Source organism: Lysinibacillus sp. NPDC056220, from assembly GCF_049315265.1.
Classification (GTDB): domain Bacteria; phylum Bacillota; class Bacilli; order Bacillales_A; family Planococcaceae; genus Lysinibacillus; species Lysinibacillus pinottii.
In genome coordinates this window covers 176,421-200,425 of sequence record NZ_JBMOXD010000003.1, presented here as the reverse complement: position 1 = coordinate 200,425, position 24,005 = coordinate 176,421, and the positions used below count along the sequence as shown (strand labels likewise).

At 37.2% G+C, this 24,005-nt stretch carries 18 protein-coding genes; 9 read left to right on the top strand and 9 right to left on the bottom strand.

What is annotated here, in order from left to right; all coding sequences use genetic code 11:
- Positions 1–20 precede the first annotated feature (20 nt).
- Positions 21–3,191, top strand: a complete 3,171-nt coding sequence (locus ACOZBY_RS11015; RefSeq protein ID WP_031415900.1) for an ATP-binding cassette domain-containing protein — start codon at positions 21–23, stop codon at positions 3,189–3,191.
- Positions 3,192–3,341: 150 nt separating this feature from the next.
- Positions 3,342–4,295 carry a nucleoside hydrolase gene (locus ACOZBY_RS11010; RefSeq protein ID WP_031415901.1) on the top strand — a complete coding sequence of 318 codons (954 nt, stop codon included), beginning with the start codon at positions 3,342–3,344 and terminating at the stop codon, positions 4,293–4,295.
- 1 nt (position 4,296) lies between these two features.
- Here ACOZBY_RS11010 and ACOZBY_RS11005 read toward each other — a convergent pair whose 3' ends face one another.
- From ACOZBY_RS11005 to ACOZBY_RS10995, 3 genes are read right to left on the bottom strand one after another with little or no spacing between them, the layout of a single operon-like run.
- Positions 4,297–5,421 carry a Ger(x)C family spore germination protein gene (locus ACOZBY_RS11005; RefSeq protein WP_031415903.1) on the bottom strand — a complete coding sequence of 375 codons (1,125 nt, stop codon included), beginning with the start codon at positions 5,419–5,421 and terminating at the stop codon, positions 4,297–4,299.
- Entirely contained in the window at positions 5,408–6,529 is a 1,122-nt protein-coding gene (locus ACOZBY_RS11000) for a GerAB/ArcD/ProY family transporter (protein WP_012294487.1), read from the bottom strand. Before ACOZBY_RS11000 ends, ACOZBY_RS11005 begins: the two co-directional genes overlap by 14 nt.
- A 16-nt stretch (positions 6,530–6,545) precedes the next feature.
- Positions 6,546–8,066 carry a spore germination protein gene (locus ACOZBY_RS10995; protein WP_012294488.1) on the bottom strand — a complete coding sequence of 507 codons (1,521 nt, stop codon included), beginning with the start codon at positions 8,064–8,066 and terminating at the stop codon, positions 6,546–6,548.
- 486 nt (positions 8,067–8,552) lie between these two features.
- On the opposite strand from ACOZBY_RS10995, the gene ACOZBY_RS10990 reads away from it, so the two are divergent.
- From ACOZBY_RS10990 to ACOZBY_RS10975, 4 genes are all read left to right on the top strand, one after another.
- Entirely contained in the window at positions 8,553–9,434 is an 882-nt protein-coding gene (locus ACOZBY_RS10990; RefSeq protein WP_031415905.1) for a GNAT family N-acetyltransferase, read from the top strand.
- Between the two features lie 143 nt (positions 9,435–9,577).
- Entirely contained in the window at positions 9,578–10,120 is a 543-nt protein-coding gene (locus tag ACOZBY_RS10985; RefSeq protein ID WP_036216250.1) for a glycoside hydrolase family 73 protein, read from the top strand.
- Between the two features lie 12 nt (positions 10,121–10,132).
- The gene (locus ACOZBY_RS10980) at positions 10,133–10,771 is read left to right on the top strand and encodes a response regulator transcription factor (RefSeq protein WP_012294492.1); all 639 of its coding nucleotides are present in this window, start codon (positions 10,133–10,135) and stop codon (positions 10,769–10,771) included.
- Complete coding sequence (locus ACOZBY_RS10975) at positions 10,768–12,102, top strand: sensor histidine kinase (RefSeq protein WP_031415909.1); 1,335 nt, start codon at positions 10,768–10,770, stop codon at positions 12,100–12,102. Before ACOZBY_RS10980 ends, ACOZBY_RS10975 begins: the two co-directional genes overlap by 4 nt.
- A gap of 147 nt (positions 12,103–12,249) precedes the next feature.
- Here ACOZBY_RS10975 and ACOZBY_RS10970 read toward each other — a convergent pair whose 3' ends face one another.
- Positions 12,250–13,104, bottom strand: coding sequence for a PhzF family phenazine biosynthesis protein (locus ACOZBY_RS10970; protein ID WP_036161685.1), 855 nt, complete (start codon positions 13,102–13,104; stop codon positions 12,250–12,252).
- A gap of 157 nt (positions 13,105–13,261) precedes the next feature.
- The gene (locus ACOZBY_RS10965; RefSeq protein WP_031415913.1) at positions 13,262–14,470 is read right to left on the bottom strand and encodes a CynX/NimT family MFS transporter; all 1,209 of its coding nucleotides are present in this window, start codon (positions 14,468–14,470) and stop codon (positions 13,262–13,264) included.
- A gap of 149 nt (positions 14,471–14,619) precedes the next feature.
- Between ACOZBY_RS10965 and ACOZBY_RS10960 the strand changes: the two genes are divergently transcribed.
- Positions 14,620–15,159, top strand: coding sequence for a helix-turn-helix domain-containing protein (locus ACOZBY_RS10960; protein WP_031415915.1), 540 nt, complete (start codon positions 14,620–14,622; stop codon positions 15,157–15,159).
- A gap of 165 nt (positions 15,160–15,324) precedes the next feature.
- Here the strand turns inward: ACOZBY_RS10960 and qoxD are convergent, their stop codons facing one another.
- The 4 genes from qoxD to qoxA form a co-directional block, all read right to left on the bottom strand.
- Positions 15,325–15,609 (bottom strand): cytochrome aa3 quinol oxidase subunit IV, encoded by a 285-nt coding sequence (qoxD, locus tag ACOZBY_RS10955; RefSeq protein ID WP_031415917.1) that lies wholly within the window; start codon positions 15,607–15,609, stop codon positions 15,325–15,327.
- A 1-nt stretch (position 15,610) separates the two neighbouring features.
- On the bottom strand, positions 15,611–16,207 hold the full coding sequence (gene qoxC, locus ACOZBY_RS10950; RefSeq protein WP_012294499.1) for a cytochrome aa3 quinol oxidase subunit III: 597 nt from the start codon (positions 16,205–16,207) through the stop codon (positions 15,611–15,613).
- On the bottom strand, positions 16,204–18,153 hold the full coding sequence (gene qoxB / locus ACOZBY_RS10945; protein WP_422762326.1) for a cytochrome aa3 quinol oxidase subunit I: 1,950 nt from the start codon (positions 18,151–18,153) through the stop codon (positions 16,204–16,206). Before qoxB ends, qoxC begins: the two co-directional genes overlap by 4 nt.
- Before the next feature lie 68 nt (positions 18,154–18,221).
- The gene (gene qoxA / locus ACOZBY_RS10940) at positions 18,222–19,100 is read right to left on the bottom strand and encodes a cytochrome aa3 quinol oxidase subunit II (protein ID WP_422762324.1); all 879 of its coding nucleotides are present in this window, start codon (positions 19,098–19,100) and stop codon (positions 18,222–18,224) included.
- Positions 19,101–19,450: 350 nt separating this feature from the next.
- Between qoxA and ACOZBY_RS10935 the strand changes: the two genes are divergently transcribed.
- Both ACOZBY_RS10935 and ACOZBY_RS10930 read left to right on the top strand, forming a co-directional pair.
- A complete protein-coding gene (locus ACOZBY_RS10935) occupies positions 19,451–20,896 on the top strand; it encodes a PLP-dependent aminotransferase family protein (protein ID WP_197148614.1) in 1,446 nt (481 codons plus the stop codon).
- Between the two features lie 1,417 nt (positions 20,897–22,313).
- Positions 22,314–23,843 carry a DHA2 family efflux MFS transporter permease subunit gene (locus ACOZBY_RS10930; RefSeq protein ID WP_036161689.1) on the top strand — a complete coding sequence of 510 codons (1,530 nt, stop codon included), beginning with the start codon at positions 22,314–22,316 and terminating at the stop codon, positions 23,841–23,843.
- Positions 23,844–24,005: the final 162 nt, after the last annotated feature.

Here is a 24,005-nt window from a genome sequence, read left to right as displayed (position 1 = left end):
AAACACGGAAGGAAAACAGAATGAAGATTAATCAACTAATTGCTAATAATATTAACCGTTTACATGTCGACTTACCAGAAGACTTATCCCTTGGCATTGCAGGCTTGTCTGGGTCAGGGAAAACCACCTTTTGTCAAACAATAGGGGAAGAGTCCAAAAAGCGTCTTGTTTCTTTATTACCTAAAGCTGAATATCAATATTTATTTCCTGCGATTATGGAAACAAATTTTAGTGCTATTAAAATGGAGGATATGCCATTAGTTCTTTTTCTAGGGAAATCATCCATATCTACAAATCCACGTTCAACTATCGGTACGCATACAGGTGTATTTAAGGAAATACGTGATCGTTTAGCAGAAGAGTTTCAATTATCTCCAGAAGTTTTTTCCTTTAATAATGCGCTAGGCTGGTGTCCGACATGTAAAGGACGTGGTACTACGAAAAATGTTGAATGTAAAAAATGTCAGGGGAAGCGCTACAGTGAGGAGGTAGAACGTCATCAGCTACCATTAAGAGGTGAACTGTATAGTATTTCCGATATTCATCAATTAAGTGTGGAAACGATCTATTCCTTAGCAACGGAATTAAAGATTAGTGAAGAGAAGCAACATATTCTTCAAAATATTATTCAAATGAATATTGGTTATTTAACATTAAACCGCATTATGGGGACATTATCAGGGGGAGAATTAACAAGACTGTATTTGGCTGAGTTTATGGCAACGAGTGAGAATACAGTGATTATTGTTGATGAAATCTCTGTAGGTCTAGATCATGACACACTCCTGAAAATTTTAGAGCAAATTCAACGACTAGGCTCTAAAAATCAAATTTGGCTAATTGATCATTCGGATACAGTTTTAAATACAGCAGATAAACATCTATTCTTTGGACCAGGTAGTGGAAAATACGGAGGAAAAATCGTGGAAGAATCCCCTCGACCACAGCCCATTTACTGGGAACGAAGTCAGGTAAGACCTAAGACCTTCTATCAATTCCGTGACCTATATTGCCGCAATATCCAAATGGACGAAATAGAAATTCCACAAAATCAGCTTGTCACCTTCACAGGAGAGTCGGGCTGTGGAAAATCAACATTGGTGAATGAGTGTATCGCAAAGGATTTTGTAAAACGTTACCCAAAAGATAAATTAGTGATGGTAGGGCAAGATCGAAATCAATCGATTACAAGTCGATCCACTGTTGCGACATTTCTCGATATTAAAAAGAAGTTAACGAAATATAGTGAGGAAATCGATGATATTTTTCAACGCTCGATTGAAGATATTATCGTGGAGCTCCCAAAGGAAGATATTGCTCATAAACGGTTAAGCTTGCTCATCAAACTTGGCCTAGGCTATTTAACGCTGGAAAGAAAAACACAAACACTATCCACGGGTGAATTTCAATGTGTGCATTTAGTGTCAGAGCTGTTTGCCAATTCTCGAAATCCTCACACACTGTTTATTTTTGACGAGCCTTCCAAAGGATTATCCCAAAATATATTAAACCAATTTATTGATAGTGTGAGGGATATTCTGAAAGATGATTCGATTTCCATTGTTATGATTGAGCATAATGCCTACATGCTTGAAAGCTCTGATTATATCGTTGACTTTGGTAAAAGACAGCAGGGGCCAGTGACACATCTTGATGTAGTGGAGCATGAAGCATATTTTAAACAACCGCACCTTACGAAAAGCACCTCTGACCTACAAATCACATCTACTTTAGCATCGAAAAAGGGTATTCATTATTTACAAGACCATCCTATTAGCTATTTTAAAAATGCAGAAAATATATACAAAGGTGGCATTTTAAAAAGCCTATCATCCATGGCCCGCCTCATTTACGGTGAATATGAATCGAATAAGATTGCCCCTGTCATTGCGATTGATCTTGAGAGGCATTTATACAGCCAATATAGCTTTTTATATGAAATAGCTGGTCTTATCAATCATATTGTCGCGGCCCATCCGACCAATAAGGATACAAGAAGCTTTGATTTCTTTAGCCAAGAAAACCATTGTCCGAGCTGTTCAGGTCGATTACAAATAGAAGAATTCGATTTTGATGTAGTCATCCAAGATAAAACAGTGCCATTCTGGGACGGCTTATTGCATCCAGATGTGATGGAGGTTCTAAAATACTATCAGCATTCAAAATTGGCATTCCTTTTTGAAGAGATACAAAATGAACTGGGGCAAGATATTAGTAAAAGCTATACTGATATGACAGAAGAAGAAAAGCATACATTTTTATATGGTTATTGGGACAAGTCATTTTATGATAAAGCAACAAAATCCTCGAAAAAATGGGAAGGCTTCAATTTTATTATAGGCCGTTATATCGTCATTTCTAAATCCATTATCAAAGAGCAGATGAAGGAAACAAGAAAGATGGTCCCTTGTCCAATTTGTCATGGTTCGGTTCTTAATCACCAAAAGAAATTACGTTTTGGTGACATAGATATTCGAGAAATCATCCATCAACCGATTGATGAGGTCATCAAAATAGTAGGCAATTTACCACCACTTGAAAAAATCCAAGCGATTGTAGGCAGTGATATGTCACTCATTCAGGATGTCTCATTATTGCCAAGGGAAATGCAAGTAGCACTGAAAATGCTGGAAATAGAGCTTGCCAGCTTTGTGGGCTATGAAATTGTTCTACAAAATACATTGCCATTCTGGGATAAAATTAAAGATAATATTGCTTCCATCAGCCGTAAAAACGAGGTTACAATTTGTGATTTCGCTTCTATTTATGAAACGAGAGACACAATTATTGATCAATATTTTACAAATGGTCAATATAAAAAATTAACGTATGTTTATGAAGCTTTAGGCTACAAAAAAATTGTGACGCAAATCAATAAAGTTAAAGGGAGTCATCCATGTCCATTCTGTAAGGGGAAAAAGGTTCTGACGGAAGATGGGCTACATGACGGTGTCTATAAATTAACGGTTCCATGCGTCAGCTGTGGTGCAACCGGTATTAATGATGAGGGCCAAAAGGCAATTATCGAAGGTATTGACGTGCATACATGGCTAACGGGTACGGTCAGTGATGTTGTAAAGGAAGTAAACCAGTTGGGGGTAGTGGGGAAAATTCCTATTTTCAATCGTATTAGAGAGTTAAATAAACAAGAGATGATGGCGGTTTATCAGTACCTTGAACAGAACCGTTAAAATCCTACGTTCGAAGCCCATTTGCCAATTGCAAGTGGGTTTTTTTATGTATCACTAATTTTTCCAAAAAAGTAAACAATCAGTGGCGTCTTGGTTGTATGAACCGTACTATAAGGATAGGTAAATCGGCAGTACAAGGGAGGCCTTTGTTTGAAGAAAAAAGTATTGTTATTCGGTGACATTGGCATCGACGATACGATAGCATTGATTTATGCAAGATTACACAAAGAAATCGAAATTGTCGGGTTAATTGCCGATTATGGCAATGTATCAAGAAAGGATGCGGTAGCTAATATTTATTATGTTATGAAATTATTTGATTTTCCCGAGGGAATTCCCGTTATTTTAGGTGCAGAGATCCCACTAACCGGCGAACAGCCAACGTATTATCCAGAAATACATGGAGAACATGGACTTGGTCCGATTATCCCGAACGAAGATCATGACATAAAAATCGAAAACTTTTTGGAAATTGTTAATATTATCGAGAAACACAAGAATGATGAACTAATCATTGTCAATATTGGGCGTCTTACATCCTTAGCGACCATGTTTATTCTTTATAATCAGCTCATGCAACATGTGAAGGAAATTTATATTATGGGTGGGGCGTTTTGGGTGCCGGGCAATGTTACGACCGTAGCGGAAGCAAACTTTCACGGGGATCCATTTGCGGTTAATATTGTGCTCACCTATGCAAAAAATGTCACAATTATTCCATTGAATGCTACACAGAAGGCAATTGTTACACCAGGAATGGTTAATTATATAGACTCATTTGGAAAGACGAAAATCCTTAAACCATTGATGGAATACTATACAAAATTTTATCAAGAACGGGACCCATCACTACTAGGTAGCCCCGTCCATGATGCTTTAACGCTAATGGCAGCAATTTATCCTGAGATGTTCATCTATGAGTCATATCCTGTGATGGTTGTTGATAAATTAGATGGACCTGCTAGAGGGCAGAGCATTGCCGAAACACGACCGTTTGAAAATATAAATAGTGGTAAAAAAAGACATCGCATTGCATTTGATATCCACTATGATATATTCTTCCATCACTTTATATCTATTATGGCCGGCCATGATTGGCAATAAATTATTCAAAAACACCGTCTCTTAATACCACAAAATCAACATTTACATTTACTTTCATATCCTTATACATTTCATGCCATTTGTCCTTTGTTAAATGGGAATATCTCACAACGCTTCTATATTTCTCACCAAAGCCAAAAATATCGGATTCCACTTTCTGACTATGAGCAATGACTCTTGCTATTTCCTTCGACAATTTTTTTTCAATGGCTTTTTCAAGGGCAATCACGCTGTCTCGGTCACCCTGATTAATATCTGGAAATACTTCTAATACCCTTGATTTGATTTTAATGTTTAAATCAAACGCAGGTGTTTTTGCATCCAGTAATTTCATCTCTCTTGTCGAGTGGATGGCGTCGAAAGCGACCGTTATTTTATCCGCAGGTTTATGGAGTAATTTAGGAGGAATATCTTCTTGCTCCAAAATGGTTTCATATAAACCTACTTTAAACGTATCTCTGACAATTTTTACATAAAAGCTATCCTTTGCAGGAAGTGTACTAACCATTTTGCCACCTTTAAAGAGAGCTACACCACTTAGCTCCACAAATTCACCATCTCTTTTGATGGTAGGCATAGCTAAATCCTGTCCAATGGAATAATAATCATGAGCAATCTGGTGAAGAGTCGCCGAAATCATATATTCCTGTTTCACATTTTGCTCGATTAATCTGAAAACATGCTGACCAATATCCTCAATATTTTGGTATTCGTATTTCAAAAATGGGGCTGCTTTACCTTCCACTACGGCCATATAAATACCGTTGCTGACGCTGGCGTTTTCTAGACTAGTATCAATATAATAACGTAAATCTTCTTTCGCCAATTCTTCACCAAACAAAATAACCCTCATTTGACCAACCATTATTTTTTTTGAAAGTTTTCTGTTCGCTTCCATTCGATTCCCTTTACTTGTGTCATTTTCTGTTGTCAAAATTTCCACTTTACTTTGGAACTCTGGATTGACTTCACGAATAACAGCTGTAGCAGCCATTTTGCTTTCTGTCCCTACATCGTAGCCAACTAATGTGGTTAATCCTACTTTATCTAAAACATTGGTTTGAGCACATCCATATAAAAAAACCAATGAGAGCAGCACAATAAAAGAGCATCTAAGCTTGTTCATTTTTGGTCACCTTCTTTGATGAAACCTTCTTTTTTAATATAGCCAAGATCCATAATAAAATAGGGTAAATAAAAATAACATAAAATGCTATATTGCCAAATAAGGTGTTAATCGTATTGATTTCTGTACGGGTTTGAATGATCATTGTGAAAATGAAAACGATGAAGGAAAAAAGCCAAACAAATGTCGTGGCGCGTATTTTGACTAATCGAATGGCTCCGCGATATGCGGCCCATAAATACAGACATAAATTCGGTATAATAATGAGCATCCAAAAACAAACGGCTATAAATTCAAAACGTTCTATAAAAGGGAAGCTGATAAAGCTAAACAATGTCAATGTTGCCCAAATGGTTTTTAGTAATTTTCCCTCACTGTAATAAGCAATGGACACCATCATGACTACTAGATAAATCAATGTCGTAAACAATAATCCTAAATGAACGGGCTTGCGAATATTTTTTTTGTCTTTTACAAAGGGATAAATAACATTTAAGATTTCGAAGCCGATAATGGTAAAGGTCATGGAATGGGCGCCCTTTAAAATGGAGCGAATGTCGTTTTCTAAAATAGGAAATAAACTTTCCGCTGAGGCATACTTTATTGGAAAAGCTAGCATGGGTAGTATCCATAAGGAAAGTATGATACTGAAAAAGGATACACCGACTATTACTCGAAGCCCACCTGTAAAGGCATAAATAATAATGACTAATAACGTAGCGGACAGAAACCATGTCCCAATACTAGGGAAAATCCATGCGTGAATCACTTCAATATAATTTCGCAAAACAGAAAAAAAGGCGACAGAGCAATAAGTAACATACAACGCATTTAAAAAATTGCCCATCCATTTTCCAAAAATATCTTGTTGGATGCCATATAAATCATGGGAGCCGTATATGTCTAATGTTTTAATCATGCAAAATGTGACTATATGGGTGGCAATGCCTGCTATCAGAACTGAAATCCATGCATCCTGCCTTGCATCTTGATAGATAATGCGTTGAAATCCCTGTATACCGACCCCAATTTGAGCGCTGTGCACGACAAAAAAGAGCAAATAAGCGTTAATCATCTCTTTTGGGTTAAGTTGTGTAGGATTGTTCATTTATTTCACCTTCAGTTCAACTTTTTTCCGGTTTTATTGGCTCAGGCTCGAATTTATTGGTGTCTTTTGGTCTTGTTAACGCAGGTCTTTTCGCTGTATAAGGAATAGGCATTCTGATAATACTATCCCGCATTTCTTTCAACCTTGGTGGATAGAAAGGAGACAAATACGGAGCACCCAAACTTGATTGACGTAAAAGATGAATAAGAATAAAACAAAAAGCTAGCATAATGCCATAAAAACCCCAAAAGCCTGCAAGGATAATGATGGGGAAACGAATCAAACGAATCACGTTGCCCATCATATAACTCGGAGAAGTGAAGGAAGCGAGAGCACTTAAAGCAATGATAATCAATAAAATATTACTCGTAATACCTGCCTGTACGGCTGCTGTACCTATTACGATACCGCCAACGATACCGATGGTTTGTCCAATTTTTGTTGGTAGTCTTGCCCCAGCTTCTCGTAGTAATTCAATAATAAACTCTAATAATAACGCTTCGAATATAGGTGGGAAAGGAACTAAGGCTCTGGACTCACTTAATGGCACTAAAAAGGCTTGTGGAATGACCTCGTAATGAAAGGTTAAAGCGGCCACGTAAAAGGGTGTTAAATAGACGGATAAAAAGAAGGCAGATAGTCGTAATAAACGAAGAAAGGTAGCAATTTGCCATCTTAAGTTTTGATCTTCCTGGCTTTGAAAAAATTCCGTAAAGGCTTGCGGGCAAATAATAGCCATCGAGCTACCATCAACTAAAACACCTATTTTTCCATCTAATAACGCATCACAAAATCTATCTGGCCTTTCCGTTAGCAGCATTTGAGGGAATACTGACAATGAATTATCATCAATCATTTCTGCCAAAACGGCACTATCAAGTAGCTCATCGACATATAAATCCGTTATTCGTTGGCGCATTGTATGGACCATTTGCACATTAGCAATGCCATTCATATATAGCAGTGAGACAGAGGTATTGGTACGCGTGCCGATTTTCAGTTTTTCATTACAAAGGTTAGGACTTACTATGTAGCGACGGATTAAAGAAATATTTGTAGTTAAGCTTTCATTAAACCCAACCTGTGTTCCAATGACCTGTGATTCATTTTCTGGTGCCGATAATGATCGGGATTCTCGCGTAGCGATATTGCCAATAAGAACTTGGGAGCAGCCGTCTATATGAATAACGACAGATCCATTGACCATCGATTCTACTGTTTCCTGTAGTAGATTGGATTTTACAATTTCGGGGATAGAAAGACTTGCCTCAATGCCTTCTAGTGTTTCTTGAGGATTATTGAGCAAATTTGCAATAATGTCATTGTTCAATGTCTGATTATCGACTAAATTATCTATATAAATAAGCGTAATATTATGTGGGATGGCCTTCATTATTAAATCAGCTGGGTTATTCGTTGCATTTTGAATCGACTGAATAAAATGATCAGTTGTCGGGGCGACCCTTACAAGATTTTCTTTTGGTGGCTGTTCAACGGATGGTAGTTGTTTTTTGTTGAAAGCTAGTTTAAATTTCATGCTGAATTGTAGGCTCCCTTCATGGTTAACTTCTTTATAGATTGAACATTTGCAGGATATTCTATACTTATACTATTCTTTTTCAGTCTAACTAACATGGTCGATACATCAGGGAATTCATCTAGACAGCATTTAGCAGAAAGTGGTAAGATTAGAGTATTCTTAAAAACAGAAGGGAAATTAGACATTTATGCTAAAACTTATTATCGCGATTTAAATTCCTATGAATTTAATAGAAGGGCTATTCTATAATGTTAGAAAATTATAGATTTATTTAGTATGGCCCTTTTGCGATAACGAAGAGAAGCATAATCTTGTCTGATTCAAATAAACAGATACTTAAGTAGCCACTAAAGTGGTGAGCATTGTTTTCTGTGTATCAACAAAGGACTTTATGAGGTTTTCTCATAGGGTCTTTTTCTGTTTTTAGGAGGTGAGGATTCCACTAATAAAGATGTATTCCTATATATAATCGGAGGGAAAAACATGAAGAAGTACGAATTGGTGTGTGATTATCGTCATGATGATCGATTAAAGGATAGTTTTAATGATTTAGCCATAAAAACATTTGGTTTGGATTTTCGAGGCTGGTATAACAGAGGGTATTGGAATGACCAATATATTCCTTATTCATTTATACATGAAGGAAAAGTGATCGCCAATGCTTCTGTTTACAAAATGTCGATTTGCATAAATGGCGAGCAATTAAAGGGAATTCAGATTGGGACGGTGATGACCGATGAACATCATCGTCATCAAGGTTTGGCAAAGCAATTGATGCTACATATCATGAAGGAGTACGAAGAAGCCTGTGATTTCATGTATCTCTTTGCCAATGAAACAGTACTCGATTTTTATCCAAAGTTTGGCTTTACGCGTATCCATGAAAGTGAATTCAGCTTAGACCTTACTACAAGACCTATACAACGAAAGCAGACTAGCGTCCAACTGCTGACCATTGATCAAAATCTAGCCCTTCTTGAAGCTTATGCGAAAAATCGTTATACCCATTCAAGTGTGATTGCTGTGGAGCAAAATGAAAGCTTATTAATGTTTTATTTTACGTTAGTTTTCCCGCATGCTATTTACTATTTAGAAGAATCAGAAACAATAGTATTAATGGAGGAAGAAGAAGGGGTACTAAATATTTATGATATCATCTCTTTGCATGCTATCAATGTAGAGGATTTGCTAGCAAGTATTGTCAAGAAAACAACCAAAAAAGTAGTGTTTCATTTTACACCAGAGTTTATGATGGAAGGCATGAATGCAACCATCCTGCCAAATGATGACGACGCTTTATTCGTGCTTTCGAAAAAAACGTTTGTGCAAGGGAATTTTATGTTCCCTTTCACATCGCATTGTTAATTGCAATAGGATGGACTCTATACAAAAGCTCGTACTTTAAAAAGTGCGGGCTTTTTTTGCCACTTTTCATGTTTTGTCAAATAACTGTAACATTGCTGTTTTACGATACAACCATCAGCTTAATGGAAATGAGGTAAAACACAATGAAAAAAATCAGCATGCTATTACTTACAGTTATTTTAGCCCTATACATGGCCAAGCTATTTGGACAGGGTCATAACGACGAAGTAGCATTTATTGATGAAATCGCACCAATAGCGGTGACATTAAATCAGCAAGGTCAAGAAATATTGCCAAGCATAATTATTGCACAGGCTATATTGGAATCGAATTATGGTAAAAGTGAATTAGCTGTTAACGCAAATAACTTGTTTGGGATGAAGGGCAGGTATCATGGTAAATCCGTTAAAATGCCGACAGTTGAATATGAACATAATAAAAGCTATACAACGGAAGCAGAATTTCGAGCTTACCCCGATTGGAATAGTGCATTAAAGGACCATCGTCAGCTATTATTAGAGGGTACCAGTTGGAATGCACATCAATACGAAGAGGTTTTGGCAGCGTCAACCTATCAAGAAGCTGCCTATGCCTTGAAAAAAAGCAATTATTCGACGGATCCTTTATATCCCGAAAAATTAATGGCTATTATCGAACAATATAATCTGGAAAAATATGATCATTAGGAGTTTCATAAAATGAATATACTCATTGCAGATGATGAATTAGCTATGTTAAAGATTTTACAAAACTATTTTCAAAGAGAGGGGTTCACGGTCTTTACCGCAACAAATGGAGAGGAAGCACTTGCCATTTTTTATCAAGAAAAAATTGATTTGGCCATTTTAGATTGGATGATGCCTAAAAAAGATGGGTTGATGGTCTGTCGTGAAATGAAACAAACACAAAAGATAAAGGTCTTACTGCTAACAGCAAGAGACACTGGTGAGGATGAATTTCAAGCGTTAGCAGAGGGGGCTGACGATTATGTCAATAAACCCTTTTATCCTAAGGTACTCATTATGAGGGCGAAAAAATTACTGCAAATCGAAGCTATACAACAGCTACAGAATGTGTCCTTCGATGTGACAAGTAAACGTGTTTGGCGAGCAGGGATAGAAATAGAGTTAACGAAAACGGAATTTGAGCTGTTACGAATTTTTAGCCAAAATCGGAGACAAATCTTGACGAGAGATCAGCTCCTGGATTTAGTGTGGGGATTGGACTATATGGGAGATGCTCGAACAGTGGACACACATATACGACGATTGCGAGAAAAAATAGGGGAGAACATTATCCAAACACATAGAGGTATTGGGTATAGTACAAGCGAATGAAACAGAAAATCGGCACAAAATTAACCATTTATATTACTTTAGTAGTCATACTTACATTTTCTATATCCCTTGGTGTAAGCCAGTTTTTTCTCCCTAAATTTTATCTTTATCAGCTGAATAAAAAAGTATCAGAAGCCTTTGAGACTTATCAAGTTTTAGAGGATGTAGAGTTGGTGGAGCGTCAATTTGATGTCACGATTATAGCAGTTCCATTGGAGGATTCCCTCAATGATCTGAATGAAAATTTAAGACTTCAACTGGCGAGAAAGCATATAGCTCTAAATAAATTTTGGGTTTCCGAGGAAGTACTTCAAACTATCTCGGAAGATAAAGTTGTAGGAAAGCTCTATGATCAGGGGAAGCAAAAGTCTAGCTTTATTGTGCATTATGCGAAAGAAGAGGATCAGCTTGTGATGATTGGAGCCACTATGGCACGTTTTACAGATATAGCCTCTTTTATTAATCGTTTTAATTTAGCCTTTCTAATAGTAAGCATTTTAATCATTATTATAGTTACGGGGCTCCTATCTCGAAAAATAACCAATCCATTAAATGAATTGCAACAAGTAGCAAAGGAAATTGGGGAACTGAATTTTCAACAGACGACCATTCAAACGGGTGATGAAATCGAAGAATTAGCAAAAAGTATTAATAAAATGAGTTTAACCCTTGAATCAGCACAGCAATTATTAACCCAACGAAATCTAGATTTAAAGCAATTTATGATGGGCTTAACACATGAGTTGAAAACGCCTCTCGCCCTCATTAATGTTTACTCAAGTGGGATTGAAGATGGGTTGGATGATGGCACCTATTTAACTGTTATTCATCAGCAAGTGGATCGTATGGAGAAAATCATTACAGATATGCTTTATTATGCTCGAACAGAAGAAAATGCTATGAATGTATCACATTTTGACTTTTTCCAGCTACTACAAGAAATCATCCAAAGCTATCAGCCTTTGAAGGGGGATAAGCAGATAGTTCTTCAATCTGACGTAACTACCTTTATGCTGAATAGTGAGCAGGAAAAAGTCTATTATATTGTAGAAAATTTGGTTAGCAATGCACTAAAATACACCTCGGGCAATGAAATAATGATTACCTTTCATTCGGGTATATTGAAAGTAAGTAATCATACAACGCTTCAGGATATTTCTAAAATATGGCAACCGTTTTATGTAGGGGAAAGCTCTCGAAATAAACATTTCTCTGGAACAGGGCTTGGTCTCGCTACAGTGAAAAGTCTTGCCGAACAGTTAGACTTTGTAACGGAGTCCGCACTATCAAATGGAAAAATAACGTTTACTATAGATTTTACAAGCGAGTAATAATCATAGGTAGTGAATATATGAAAACACGGTTTAGGCATATTCCTAAACCGTGTTCAGACAGAAGACAAACATCTTGTTCAATTAATACAATGTTTGGAATTAAAACGTAGAAAATCTACAGTCTAAGGTTGAGAAATGATATTCTTAACCTTTTTCTATATTTAAAGACTTAGTTTCACAGTAATACCCTTTGCCGCCAACATAAACTTTTTCTATTTCATTCTTGCTATTGGTTGCTAATTTAACTAAAATTTCAGAAGGCGAGTGTAAAGAATAGCCTTGTTCAAATACATAGACTTCTTTTTGCAGGTGATGCTGTTCATAAAGGTAGCAAGCTAATGCACCATTAGAAGTTCCAGTTGCTGCTTCTTCATTAATGTCGTATAGGGGAGCAAAATTTCTGCATATAATACGATTGTCATTAAAAGTATATAGATGCATCCCAACAACATTATAATACTGGCTCATTTCTTTAATTTTTTCAAAATTAGGTTGCAGTGCATATAATTGTGTTTCATTGGTTATAGGAATTAAAATATCTTTTAAGCCTGTCGAGACAATTTGAATGGGGTATTTATTGTCTATAGCTTTACTATCAAAACAGTTGATGAATTCGTTTGAAGATATAACATCATAGAATATCGGTTTGTTTTGTTCCATGAAAATGATGTCATCTTTTATCGTAATAGTAAGAACACCGCTGTTCGTTTCAATTGTATAGCAATCCCTGAAAAGTTTGTGTAAATGCATCAGTATCGTGAAAGAGCCAATTGTAGCATGACCACATAAATCAACTTCTTCTTTTGGTGTAAAATACTCAAATTTATAATCAGCCATTTCAGATTTTGATATAAATGCGGTTTCCGCATAGCCCAGCTGTTTGGCTATTTCCATTTTTTGAGTAGTGGTCAATGTATTCTCATCAAATACTACTCCTGCTTTATTTCCGCCTTGATGATCCTTGCTAAATGCACTTGCAACATAAACGGTTACGTTCATTAGACATCTTCCTTCCTCATTTATAGTGAATTGTAGCATAGAAAAAACTACGTAAAAACGTTGTTGTATAAATATACAATAAAACAAGAGGCGAACTATTTTAGTATCTGAACTCTCCAAAATAGTTTACCTACAGTCAAAAACGCGGTGCCGTCCTTCATCTACTAGGAAGAACGCGAATAGTAGCTGATTCCTTCTTTGTTTTAACCTTTAACGTCAGCCCCATGATAACGATGATAATAATTAATAAGGTGAAAAGGGCAACGTCAAATGTATTTGTCATATCTTTGATAATCCCAACAAGCATTGGTATGATACCACTAATGATATAGCCACCGAATTGAATCATTGCTGTCCATTCACTTGCCTCTTTTGGTGTAGTCGTTGCATCTAAAGGTAAAATCATTGCTAATGGGAATAAACCACCAGCACCAATCCCTGTTAATGTCGCACAGAAAATAGGGGAGATTCCACCCATAATTAACATGAAAATGCCGATAAAGGAGCTTGAAGCACAAAGTAGCATCCAAGGCTTTCTCTTGGAACTATTATTTATTAAGATGGGAATGATAAAGCTGCAAACCATCTGCATGACAGAAAAAATAGTGACGGTCGTTGCAGCGTAGGCGTCACTATATCCCATATCCTGTACTTTTGGAGCGAGCCATGTCGCGAGGGAATAATAAACACCTGATTGGAAACCGAACATAATCATAAGGAGCCAAACATATCGGTTTCCCCAAGGTAACCGACTTTTTTGATTTGCAGTTTTCTCAAATGACTCTTGAGATGGCTTTGATTTTTTAATGATAGGAATCCAAACAATGATACCTATAAGAGCGAATACCGACCATATCGCTAAAGCTGCGTTCCAAGATTGATGAAATGCATGCATAGCAGGAACAACTAAACCAGCACTTAAAGAGGCTCCAATTCCCATACCCGCAGAATATACACCAATCATAGTAGAAGAATATTTAGGAAATTCCTTTTTGATATAGCCTGAAATCAGTGGACCTGTTATGGCAATCCCTATCCCACTAAGAATAGCAGTTAATAATAAAAGGAAGGGGAAAGTTGCCACTAACCGTAAAGCAGTTGATATACCGATTAATAGAACGGATCCACCAATCGTCCACTCAATACCCCATCGTTCACTTAGCTTGCCAGCCAATGGCGCAAAAATCCCCATACAAAATACGGGTAGTGCCGTTAATAAACTTACTACAACACTTGTCATCTGCAAGTCTACTTGAATATTTTTCAATACTGGCGAGATAGATGTTATCGAAGCTCGTAGATTCATGGAAAGTATAAACAAAGAAAAAACGCTCCAAATAATCGGGAAGTTTTTTGATTTCGCCATCACTGAAAACACCTCTTTTAGTTATTATTTGATATACTATAGTTAACTTTTTGTTTAAAAAATAAACTATGATTAACCGACTTGTATAATATAGTATACTATTGGTGCAAAGTCAATGGAAGGGGTGCCATCTATTGCAGGAGGAGCATATGGATTTATCTAGTCAAGTAGGTATGAACTTAAGAGAGATTCGAAAAAATAAAAGGATGAGTCTCGAAGAGCTCGCGAGTGTTAGTAATGTCAGTAAGCTAACATTAGGGAAAATTGAACGGGGGGAAACAAATCCAACTGTTAATATCCTTTGGAAAATATGTAGAGGGCTTCATATTCCATTAATTTCTTTATTATCCTTTGAAGAAAATGTAGAGGTTCACCGTTTTGGATCGGAATATCAATTTGCAGGTCACAATAACGACTGGTTTGTCGAGCCTTTATTCAAAACAAATGGAACTGAATGGTATAGAGGTCGTCTTGATCCTAATAGTGAATATAGTGAGTGTCACTTAGCAGGCTCTGAGGAAGTTGTGCTTGTGTTGAATGGGCAATTGGAGCTGAAGGTCGGAGAGAAAACCCATCTGTTAAATCAATGGGATGTCATTAAGTTCAAGGGTGAAGAACTTCACACGTATATTAATCACTCAGATGAAAAAATACATTTAATGCTGTCATTAACGTATACAACTCCGTGATTGTCCCCTAAAAATTAGGCACGGATGAATGGTAAGGGTTACAAAGTAAAATAGATTGAATCTTTTAAAGAAAGATTTGCTCTCATTCAAAACAAACATCGGTATTTTCACGTAAAAATCGTCCTTACTAAGTTCAAGTAAGGACGATTTTTCACCGTTGTATTATTAAATATAACCCCAAATCATACATAGTAATGTTCCAAAAATGGTAACGAGCGCTATGACTAACCCATAATAAATATTGGTATAGATGGCGGGTTTATCATTCGTTTCACCAGCATGCATAAAGACAACTAACTGTAAGCCTGCCTGAATAAATGCTGTGACTAAAAGTATTGTCATCGTAATAGGCATTGCTATTTGAAAAAAATAGACACACGCTGCAATGATGGTAAGGATTATCGACAAGGCAAATCCCATCACCTGTTTTAGTGGGAATAAATCACTCATTTCACACCATTCCTTTCAAGTAAATGAAGCTGAAGATAAAAATCCAAACCACATCTAAAAAGTGCCAGTATAAGGAGAAGATGAAAGATTTATTGGCTGTTTCAGGCGTTAATCCACGCGTAATTAATTGGTAGACAATAAACATCCCCCAAAACACACCAAATGTGACATGGGCACCATGTGTCCCTAATGTTGTCAAAAGGGTAGCTGTAAAGGCGCTCGTTTGTAAGCCTGCACCAACATGCACATAATGAATAAACTCATAAACCTCAAATCCAATAAATGCTACGCCTAGCAATAGCGTCAACACATAGAACGTAATCATCGCTTTCATATAGCCTTTGCGCATAGCGTGTATGCCTAGACCAATCGTAAAGCTACTAGTGAGAAGAATAAATGTTTCAAATAAAACAGGTGTAATTTCAAAAATATCTGCTCCAGTAGGGCCAGTTCCGGTGCGATCCACTAACACAAAATATGCTGCGAACAGCGTTCCAAAGAGCATGATTTCAGCGCCGATAAAAACCCAAAAGCCTAGTATATTCAATTGATTTTGCTGTGTACTATATTCTAAAGGGAGTGATTGATCGATTTTCATGATTGACTACCTCGCAATTTTGATTCCGTTTCTTTCACTTTTTCGACAGGTACATAGTGTCCAGTGTCTTTTTCCAATGAACGATGAGCCATGCAAATAAAAATACCGATAGTTGTAACAATAGTTGGAATCCACATACCAAATACAAATGAGAAGCCCCAAGCAAAGAATATACAGCCTAGAATGAATGGTATCCCACTGTTATTTGGCATATGAATGTTTTCGTATTTTTCTGGGAACAAATCATGCTGGCGATATTTTGCATCCCATAATGCCTCAGTTGAAATGACATGCGGTACTTTTGCAAAATTATAGTACGGCACTGGATTTGGTGTAGCCCATTCTAATGTACGTGCGTCCCATGGGTCTGAGCCAATGTTTCTTGGTGCATAACGAATGCTGTAATAAACGTTGTATACAATTAACATAAAGCCAATCGTAAGACCAATAGCGCCGACAAAGGAAACCATATTCCACATACCAAAACCTGTGGAAGCTGAGTAAGTATACATGCGGCGTGCTTGTCCATCTAAGCCAGAGAAGAACATCGGCATAAAGGCAAGTAAGGTGCTAAGTGCAATAATCCAAGCCGTCACTTTGCCGATTTTTTCATTTAACATAAAGCCAAACATTTTTGGCCAATAGTAATGTAATCCTGCTAGCATGGCAAATACAACACCAGGAATAATGACCATGTGAAAGTGAGCTACTAAAAACATCGTATTATGGTACTGGTAATCAGCTGCTGACATACCTAGCATTACCCCTGTTACGCCACCAATTGTAAAAGTAGGGATAAACAACATGGCATACAGCATCGGCGTTGTAAAGACAATTTTTCCTTTCCACAGGGTGAATAACCAGTTAAAAATCTTCACCCCAGTGGGCACAGCAATCGCCATCGTTGTTATTGAAAAAATACTATTTGTTAAAGCACCTTGCCCCATTGTAAAGAAATGATGGGTCCATACTAAAAACGATAGGAAGGAGATAATCACCATGGAGCCGACCATCGATTTATAGCCATAGAGATTGCGTCCCGAGAAGGTCGAAATAATTTCACTGTAAAGCCCAAAGGCAGGTAATATGAGAATATAAACCTCAGGATGTCCCCAGACCCAAAAGAAATTCGCCCATAGCATATCCATACCACCATTGGATGTTGTGAAGAAATTCGTAGCAAATAGGCGGTCGAATGTTCCCATGACAAGTGCTACCGTTAATACAGGAAAGGCAAAAACAATAATAACGTTTGCGACTAATGAAGACCACGTAAACATAGGCATTTTCATTAATGTCATTCCTGGAGCACGCATTTTGAGAATGGTAACAATCATATTAATACCAGTAATTAATGTACCTAACCCTGAAATTTGTAGAGCAAACAAGTAATAGTTGACCCCTACAGATTGACTAAATTCATTATTAGCAAGAGGGAAATAATTCGTCCAGCCAGCATCAGGTGAACCCCCAATAACAAAGGAAATATTTAATAGCATAGCTCCCATGAAAAATAGCCAAAAGCTTAATGCATTCAAACGTGGGAAGGCCACGTCTCTTGCGCCGATTTGAAGCGGCACAATGTAATTCATAAAGGCCATAATAAACGGCATCGCCATAAAGATAATCATGACTGTTCCGTGTGTTGTAAATATTTCATTATAATGCTGGGCATCTAGTAATTTATTATCAGGTACTGCCATTTGCGCTCGCATCATAATAGCATCCGCACCACCACGGAATAGCATAAGAATGGCTGAAATTAAATACATAATACCAATGCGTTTATGATCCACTGTTGTTAACCATTCCCGCCAAAGATAACTCCACTTTTTAAAATAAGTTAATCCTACAATAATCGCTATAACCGTTAGACCAATAGCGACCATAGATGCATAAATAGCTGGGCTTGGATGGGGTATAGCAAAACGTTCAAAGTAATCCATCTGACTAGGTCTCCTTTCGACATAAACCTTATCGTAAACTAGTTTCGTTTGAGAAATTCATCATTAATTTATGGAGTGGCATGATCTTTTACGTGGGAAGAGCCATGCTGATGTCCGCCATTTTCACCCTCAGGCGCTGGTAGAAACGTTAAATGCGTTCCATTGAATGTGGCTTGTCCCACATGACCTGGTTGTAGTAACGTATTAAACTTTTCCTCCGTTAATAAATCTGCTGTTTCCTTTACTTCCTTGACCCATTCATCAAATTCATCATGAGTCACCGCTGTAACATTAAACGTATTTTCCGCAAATCCTTTTCCATTAAAGTTTGCATTTCTTCCCATAAACTCTCCGGGCATATCCGCAGCCAAATGCAAGGTATTCACCATATCGGCCATCGCATATTTTTGACCCCCAAGTTGTGGAATCCAGAAGCTAGTAATCGGTCCATACGAATAAAGCTTAAATTCGATTGGACGCTCTGCAGGAATATACAAATAATTTACGGTTTCAATATCTTCTTCTGGATAACTAAAATGCCATTTCCAGTTAGATGTTGCAGCATAAACGACTAAAGGCTTTTCATCTTTGTATTTTTCCGGCGTTGACTCCACCTTGTAATTACTTTGAACTGAAATAATAGACATGTACGCAACAATTAACACAGGGATACCTACACAAATTATTTCAACCATTGTACTTCCCTTAATATGGGGAGGCTTATAGTCGGGACTTTGCTTGGAAGCGCGAAATTTCATTAACATATAAGCTAAAATCACAAAAACGACTAGCACGATAAAGGACATAATCCCTATCGAAAGCATAATATCTTTGGCTTGCACTTGAGCTTGAGGACCTTTTGGGTCTAATACTAAAAGCGGGTCACAGCCCGTTAACATAGTGACAATAGTGAAAAGACCAATTAATCTGAGCCAACTTTTTTTCATAAACAAACCCCTTTAACTGATTCTTTGAAGTGCTATCGGTTACTATAGGCTTGTATGGATTTTGATTCACAATTGATTTTTATGATAGTGGTCCATATTTTGAAAGACAAGGTGTTTTGCAAGATTACACAGAACGTTCTAAAACAACAAAAATAATTTTAGTATAATATTATCGAGAGGAATAAGCGTCAGATAAGGGTTCTCGTAGAATTCTACGGGTTATAATTAAAAGTGGATGGTGAAAGTAATAAGGAAGTGGATGGTTATTAATCATTAACATTCTATTATGATTGACTTTTTAGCTTTTCAGACAAAGCTAGAAATAAGAGGCAATATAGAGGTGAAAAACTATGAATTGGAAACCAGATCGACATGCAAAAAAAGCTATCTATAAACAACTCGCAGAATATATGGAAAAAGGGATTGCTGATGGAACATTTCCGCCCGATAAACCATTACCATCAGAGCGATATTTAGCGAATACTTTACAAGTAAACAGAAGTACAGTTGTTAGTGCCTATGACGAATTAGAAGCAATGGGACTCATTGAACGCAATAGAGGAAGCGGTACGACCATTAGCAAAGATATTTGGGGAATCACACGAAAGCGAATTCCGAGCTGGAATCGATATATTGAGGCAGGCTCCTTTTTACCGAATCTACCAGTTACGCAAAAAATAAGAAAAGAGGCAGTGGATCATAAACTCATCAATTTAGCAACCGGAGAATTATCGGAGGATCTTTTTCCTAAAAGCGCATTAAGAGAGATTACGGCAACACGCTCTTTCATTGGTAGTCTAGGATATGATCATCCTCAAGGAAGTGAGATTTTACGAACGACCCTAGCAAACCATATAAAAACTAGCAGAGGAATTGATACAAATCCTTCTTCCATCCTCATTACGTCTGGAGCTCAACAAGCATTACATTTGATTGTCCAATGCTTGTTAAAGCCTGGAGATGCTGTCGCGATTGAAGATCCTTCGTATAACTTTAATTTACCTATTTTTAAATCGGCTGGATTAAAAATCCATTATCTTCCTGTTCATAAGGATGGCATTAATCCCGATGATTTGCAAGCCCTTTATAAAAAACATCGAATTAAAATGATATTTTTAAACCCAGATTTTCATAATCCAACTGGATCTTCGTTAAATATAAAGAAACGAGAGGCTATTCTAGACATATCGTCCAAGCTCGGGATTCCGGTAGTAGAAGACGATCCCTATAGCTTAACGGCCTTTTCAGGTGAGAAAAGACCAACTTTAAAATCATTAGATACAAACGGAAATGTATTATACATTAGCTCCTTGTCCAAAATCGTAGCTTCAGGTTTACGAATCGGCTGGATTATTGGTCCTACATCCGTTATTGAAAGACTATCCGATGCCAAGCAACAAATTGACTTTGGCCATTCCAGCTTCACACAATGGATAGCGAATGATTTTTTACAGTCCTCCAATTTTAACCTGCATATCGAGCATTTAGTGAAGGAATTGGAAAGACGCCGAGATACTATTGTCCAAAGTCTCCATACGTACTTAAAGGATGAGGTGACATTTTACGCGCCACAGGGTGGCATTCATATTTGGTGCCAAGTAATGGTAGAAGATTATAATGAAACACAATTACTAGAAGAATCCATTCAACGTGGGGTCATCTATGTGCCTGGCTCTACTATGGGATCACAAAAGGGATTTGTCCGTTTTACGTACGCCAGAGAAGATACCGAGTCAATAGACGAAGGAATCAAAAGGTTTGCAGAAGCACTGCATTGTCTAAATGGAAAAAGATGAATTTTTGTTAATTATAGACAAGTGGATGGTTAAATTAACAATGATGTGGATGGTTAAAAAAGTAGGGAAAGTATTTATGATAGAAACATGGATAACCAACATCCATCAAAGCTATCAACAATCATGGACGTGTGGAACGATTCACAATTATTCGCACAAGTAATGAAATCTGTAAATAGGGAAGGTGATAGAGGAACCTTGACTGTAATGCCGAGGACATTAGGGATGAGGTAGATCACTAATGCTAGTAGGTTTTGCGCTTCACAAAGGTTTAGGGAAAAATGCTAGAAAGCCACTTTTAATAAAGAGGTTATAACATTCACAACACCTATCGTTAATGTTGTCTGAAAGCTTTACCTGTTCGAACAGTCTCATTTTTAGCTTTAGCTGCTGATGAAAAAAATCAAGGCAGTCACTACTTATTATATTTTTATGCCCACGAGAATATAGAAGGGATATAGGCACCCCTTATATATTCAATTAAATCTAGTTAAAAACATCACTTAGCCACCTAGCTCCGCAATACCATCAGCGCGCTAGGTGGCTACTTTTATAGAAAGATTGAGAAAATACCTAGTTTCAATATTCTTGTTTACTCGCTAAGGGGAATGATGGTGGAAGTACAGGTAGGTGTGAAATAATATTAGAACACATATTTACAAGGGGAGATGTGGAATTTTTTACGAAGGTTTTTCAAGATGCAGGGGGGTCATTATAGGATGACTGGAACACGGGTGGTTTCTTGTGCAAGGTCTATTAACAGCCACTCAATTGACATAAAATATCAAATGGTGCACAGATTGAAAGCTCTGGGCTAATTGATACATAGGGAAACTATTTTTATTGCACAAGATGCTTCTGTTGATAAACAGAAGCATTTTTTGATTTTATCAAACGTCGGGGTGATGCAGATGAAATTTTAGTCCTTTGACAACGCCTGTACTGTTGTGTAATGCGTTAGCCCAATATGGTGGCACCATTATTAGTGTTTCGCATGACTGCCGATATTTAAAGGAAGTTGTATCAACCATTTATGAATTAACGAATGATGGCTTAATCAAGAAATCAACAATAAAAAAAGTCAATTCTCTGTAAGAAAAGAATCGACTTTTTACAAAAAAATATATGTACAACACATTGAAATCAACAATGGTTTATGGTAAATTTATAGAGATAGACATTGTATAATTAAAGTACCACGCACTTTCCCTATCTTAATTATACAATATACTCTATTCTTTCGTCAACAGTTTTATTATTTATTTTTAAAGGAGTGGTTGCTATGAAATCAGCAAAGGCACTACAACAGATGGGAGGAAAACCTACTCAGCTCATTGACGAAGAAGTCGAGACCTAAAAAGATAATCGAAATTCTCAAGAAAATGAAAAAGATAAAAGAAAGTAGGATTGATATTATATGTCGGAGAATACCATGTCTGCCCAGACAAAAACGCCATACGGCATGATTGCCATTTTATTTATTGGGGCATTTGTAGCGATTTTGAATGAAACATTATTAAACATTGCCCTCCCAGCCATTATGACGGAATTTGACGTAAAAGCCACTGCCGTACAATGGCTTTCAACGGGCTATATGTTGATTAACGGTATTTTAATACCTGCGAGTGCGTTCTTTATTCAACGCTTTACGGATAAAAAGCTATTTATTACCGCCATGGCCTTATTTACGCTAGGTACGTTCCTAGCGAGTATTGCACCAGCATTTGGTGTATTATTAGCAGCCCGTATGATACAAGCTGCAGGCTCAGCCATAATGATGCCTTTACTAATGAATGTTATGCTTACTGCATTTCCAGTTGAAAAAAGAGGGGCAGCGATGGGGATGTTTGGTCTCGTGATGATTACTGCTCCCGCAATAGGACCTACACTTTCCGGCTGGATCATTGAACATTATAGCTGGAGAATGTTATTCGATCTTGTTCTGCCAATTGCCATTTTGACATTAATTTTTGCAGCGTTTAAATTGAAGGATGTGACACCACAACGTGCCATTAAGCTTGATGTGATATCACTCATTTTATCAAGTATCGGATTCGGCGGCCTGCTGTATGGTTTTAGTTCAGCAGGGGAAAAAGGTTGGGACGACATACTTGTCTATGGAACAATCATCATCGGGACGATCGCTTTAATTACCTTTGTCCTTCGTCAACTTCGAATGGATGAACCAATGCTTGAGTTTCGTATTTTCAAATATCCTATGTTTGCCTTATCATCGGCAATTTCCATCGTCATTGCGGTGGCCATGTTCTCTGCAATGATTTTAATGCCTATTTATGTGCAAACAATTCGTGGCATTTCACCAATGGATTCAGGTTTATTAATGCTACCAGGTGCAATTGTAATGGGAATCATGTCTCCAATTACCGGGAAGCTCTTTGATAAATATGGCGCAAGAAGTTTAGCCGTATTTGGTTTAATCATCACCATTGTCACATCCTATTACTTTAGTAAGATAAGTATGGATACGGCTTATTCGACACTTGTTCTTCTGTATACATTACGGATGTTTGGGATGTCAATGGTCATGATGCCAGTTATGACTAATGGGCTGAATCAGCTACCAGCGTATAATAATCCACACGGAACAGCAATGAACAATACACTTCAGCAAGTATCCGGTGCTATTGGGTCTGCTGTATTGATTACAGTCATGAACAATAAAACAACTGCCAAGGCAGAAGAAATAGCTGCTAGCGCTATGAATAATATGAGTGCCAATGCACAGACATCTACACAGGGTGCCGCTGAGCTAAAACAACAAATCATGAATGAAGCCATGCTTCATGGTATTAATTATACCTTCTTTATTTCAACATTGATTGCGGTAATCGCACTCATTCTTGCATTCTTTATTAAGAGAGTTCAACCAAATCATGAAAATATGATGACTCATGAGGATGCTGAACAACAAGTAGACGTGAAATAAGTAGTCAAAAACGGGTGTTGCTAATGATAAGCAGCACCCGTTTTTTAGTGAAAATAAACCTCGGCTTCAGCTACAACTATACAGTGGTTATCTACTGGCTTTGTGCGATAGGAGCTGCTGTTGTATTACCCTTTTTACAACACAAACGAAAAGCCTATTTGT

What these genes read in the sequence shown, in the direction of transcription:
- ACOZBY_RS11015 (WP_031415900.1), top strand. Translation starts at nt 21, where the DNA reads ATGAAGATTAATCAACTAATTGCTAATAATATTAACCGTTTACATGTC.
- ACOZBY_RS11005 (WP_031415903.1), bottom strand. Translation starts at nt 5,421, where the DNA reads ATGAACAAGCTTAGATGCTCTTTTATTGTGCTGCTCTCATTGGTTTTT.
- ACOZBY_RS11000 (WP_012294487.1), bottom strand. Translation starts at nt 6,529, where the DNA reads ATGAACAATCCTACACAACTTAACCCAAAAGAGATGATTAACGCTTAT.
- ACOZBY_RS10995 (WP_012294488.1), bottom strand. Translation starts at nt 8,066, where the DNA reads ATGAAATTTAAACTAGCTTTCAACAAAAAACAACTACCATCCGTTGAA.
- ACOZBY_RS10990 (WP_031415905.1), top strand. Translation starts at nt 8,553, where the DNA reads ATGAAGAAGTACGAATTGGTGTGTGATTATCGTCATGATGATCGATTA.
- ACOZBY_RS10985 (WP_036216250.1), top strand. Translation starts at nt 9,578, where the DNA reads ATGAAAAAAATCAGCATGCTATTACTTACAGTTATTTTAGCCCTATAC.
- ACOZBY_RS10980 (WP_012294492.1), top strand. Translation starts at nt 10,133, where the DNA reads ATGAATATACTCATTGCAGATGATGAATTAGCTATGTTAAAGATTTTA.
- ACOZBY_RS10975 (WP_031415909.1), top strand. Translation starts at nt 10,768, where the DNA reads ATGAAACAGAAAATCGGCACAAAATTAACCATTTATATTACTTTAGTA.
- ACOZBY_RS10970 (WP_036161685.1), bottom strand. Translation starts at nt 13,104, where the DNA reads ATGAACGTAACCGTTTATGTTGCAAGTGCATTTAGCAAGGATCATCAA.
- ACOZBY_RS10965 (WP_031415913.1), bottom strand. Translation starts at nt 14,470, where the DNA reads ATGGCGAAATCAAAAAACTTCCCGATTATTTGGAGCGTTTTTTCTTTG.
- ACOZBY_RS10960 (WP_031415915.1), top strand. Translation starts at nt 14,620, where the DNA reads ATGGATTTATCTAGTCAAGTAGGTATGAACTTAAGAGAGATTCGAAAA.
- qoxD (WP_031415917.1), bottom strand. Translation starts at nt 15,609, where the DNA reads ATGAGTGATTTATTCCCACTAAAACAGGTGATGGGATTTGCCTTGTCG.
- qoxC (WP_012294499.1), bottom strand. Translation starts at nt 16,207, where the DNA reads ATGAAAATCGATCAATCACTCCCTTTAGAATATAGTACACAGCAAAAT.
- qoxB (WP_422762326.1), bottom strand. Translation starts at nt 18,153, where the DNA reads ATGGATTACTTTGAACGTTTTGCTATACCCCATCCAAGCCCAGCTATT.
- qoxA (WP_422762324.1), bottom strand. Translation starts at nt 19,100, where the DNA reads ATGAAAAAAAGTTGGCTCAGATTAATTGGTCTTTTCACTATTGTCACT.
- ACOZBY_RS10935 (WP_197148614.1), top strand. Translation starts at nt 19,451, where the DNA reads ATGAATTGGAAACCAGATCGACATGCAAAAAAAGCTATCTATAAACAA.
- ACOZBY_RS10930 (WP_036161689.1), top strand. Translation starts at nt 22,314, where the DNA reads ATGTCGGAGAATACCATGTCTGCCCAGACAAAAACGCCATACGGCATG.